The organism is Pseudomonas sp. P5_B2 (assembly GCF_056400445.1).
Window position 1 is genome coordinate 1 of record NZ_JBFULH010000564.1, and the last position, 2617, is coordinate 2617.

General features: G+C 54.5%; 2 protein-coding genes and 1 pseudogene. 2 read left to right on the plus strand and 1 reads right to left on the minus strand.

Annotated elements, in window-relative coordinates; all coding sequences use genetic code 11:
- On the minus strand, positions 1-830 hold an 830-nt coding region (locus AC1DRJ_RS23995; protein WP_477804339.1), incomplete at its 3' end, for a hypothetical protein.
- Positions 831-979: 149 nt separating this feature from the next.
- Here AC1DRJ_RS23995 and AC1DRJ_RS24000 point away from each other — a divergent pair.
- Positions 980-1696, plus strand: coding sequence for a TnsA endonuclease N-terminal domain-containing protein (locus AC1DRJ_RS24000; protein ID WP_477804340.1), 717 nt, complete (start codon positions 980-982; stop codon positions 1694-1696).
- Positions 1686-2617 (plus strand): annotated as a pseudogene (locus tag AC1DRJ_RS24005) (Mu transposase C-terminal domain-containing protein); the annotation flags it as partial. The gene AC1DRJ_RS24000 and the pseudogene AC1DRJ_RS24005, both read left to right, overlap by 11 nt.

Sequence of the window (2617 nt, forward strand, 5' to 3'; positions counted from 1 at the left end):
ACCCTATCCAGAACGGCAAAGCCTTCCCACTTGAGGGGACTACCGCCAAACAGCTCTTCAGTGAAGGCGCGTGCTAGGTTCCAGAACTTCTCAATCGCCTGTTCCTCTTCGCTCAGCGTGGCCAGGGACAGCCAGTTATCAAACGCTTTGATGGCATGAGCATGATACGCAAGCTCGTGTACCACCCCGGAGGGCTCGGGGAAAACGAACCAGATTTTTTCGAAATAGGGTCGGGCCATGCTAGCCAGTTTCAGGAGGTCGGCGGCGGCTTTTTCTTGCTTGCGGGAGGTGTCGCCAACTCGAATAAAGATGGCAGCCTTCTGCTGTCCGTTGAGCTGGATCATGAAAAATTGGCTAAAAAAATCGGAGTGAGTGACCTTGATGATCTCCCCACCCGGAAAGCCAAAAAAATCCGCGCCCGCGTCTAGGATGGCCGCCGACGCCAGACGCTCATGGTTAGCCACGCGGCTACGTGCCTTTGAACGGGCAGTGGTGGCCGGTGTACCGGCTACGGTGGCGTAGTGCGTTATGGTTTCGCGTAAGGTTTGTAAGGTGTGTTGGTTCGCCAGGGTCGCGGATAGCATGGAAGTTGCGACGATGGCGTCCAGCTGATGCAAGCGTTCCAAGAGCTCAATATGCGCATAGCCACACTTGACCTGTTCCGGGGCCAGCGTAGGCGAAAGGCTGACGAGAAAATTACCGGCCTTGAGCATGCGCGAGACGACTTTGGCGTCATAACCTGCCTCTTGCGCCAATTGTCGAATCAGTAAGTTGATGCTGTCAGTGCCTTGATAGGCATTGATACGAGAACGCACTGCTTGAAAAAGCATGTACCACGGCTGTTTAGCCTGTCTCCCCATTCCTCTTCCCCCACCAATACAAGGGTGTGCCTACCCTTTTGGGTACACCTCACCAAATATTGACAGTCTACCGAGTCGGGGTTATACCTGACAGTTCGAATATTTGGTGAAGTGTACCAATGAAACTTGATACCCAAAGCCCTTCCTTCAGCCGTGACGTCGCCAAGCGCTCCAAGCGAGCGCGAAGGGCGCATGTCATGTGCTCGCCGAAAAATGGATTTGTCGAAATTCGGCTGGAGTCGCGACTGGAGCAATCGGTCGCGCAGGCATTAGAGCTAGACCCCAGGGTGCGGGCCTATCGCGCGCAGCCGTTTACGCTTGATTTAGCAACGGGCGAACGGCTGGCGGCAAAGCACCTGATAAAGCCATCGGGAGCGGTGTATTACACCCCGGATTTTGCCGTGGATCTGGACGACCTACAGGTCGTGGTCGAAGTTAAACCCCACGCATTCGTGCAGGAGCATAGGGTGCTGCTGGAGGAAGTACGCGAGGCTTTGCACCAGCAAGGTTTGCGTTTCATTGTCATCACGGAGGCCGATTTTACTGGTCACTACCTGAGAAACGCTCAACTCTTCATGCAGTACCTGGCGCAAGCTGCCCCTTCCCTCCCCATTTGGGCTGCTGCCTTGCAAGCGCGCGATCCTCATGCGCTGACGGGGCCCGTCACCCAAGTGCTAACCGGTAATGTGCCGCCGAACTATCAGTTGGCCGCAGGAGTTTTGCTTGGACTCATAAAGTTCGACCTGGTACGTCATCTGTTTGAACACATGGATTTTGACATCGTTCCGGCGTTTGGCAGTTTGAGCGCATTCGAGGTCATTCGTTATGAACAGTAATCTGCAAGTGAGCCAAGCCGTGGTTTGGCAGGAGACTTGTTACGTCATCAAGGCGATCAAGCCGACATTGGGCGATATCGTCCTCGAGGCCAAGGGTGGAGTAGAGCGTGCTGTCGATATACGGGCCTTTTACAATCTCATTGCCTCGGGCGAGATTGAGCTGTCGCAACGGCAAATTGAAGCCACGCAGCGTTCCTGGACGGTCAGCGAACAACGCGAGGCTGACTTTCGTCAGCAGCTGCTCGAGTTTCAGCGTTCGCTGGAAAAGCAAGGTCTCGACCCGTCGATATGCGATGCACAGATTGATAGATACTGTCAGCGGCACGGTCATAAACGCCCGTCAAACAAGACCATTCAGCGCTATCGCAAAGACTTAAAACGCTTAGGCTTTGAAGGTCTCATTCCCAACTTCAGTCGTCGAGGGGGGACGGGCTGGGCCAAAAAAACCGCAGCGAAGGCGGTCGCCGAGAAGGTGTTGATTCAGACCTTTATGAAGGACGACAAAGTCAATTTGTCTTCCGTGGCATTGATGGTCAACGAGGAACTGAAGACGCACAATCAGGCCACCGGAGCCGATGAGAAAGTCGATCGCAAAACCATCGCGCGTATGCTCCAACAGCTGCCGAAGTCACTGGTTAAAGAGGGGCGACTCGACCCGCGTACCTACAATTTGTGGAACCGGCAAGCCGTCCGCCGGTACGACGTCAAACTGCCTTTTGAACGGGTGGAGATTGATGCCAAGACGATTGATGTGTACTGCTGTGACGAGTATGGCCATCGCTACACGGAGCTGACCTTGTACGCCATGGTCTGCGCGCGTACCTCTTACCCCGTAGGTGTATTCGTCAGTGGCGGCAAGCCCAGCGAATACACCCTGCTCAAAGTGTTTGAGTTTTTTTTAATGCCGAAAGACCCGGCCTT

Coding starts and splice junctions, on each gene's coding strand:
- AC1DRJ_RS24000 (WP_477804340.1), top strand. CDS start 980: ATGAAACTTGATACCCAAAGCCCTTCCTTCAGCCGTGACGTCGCCAAG.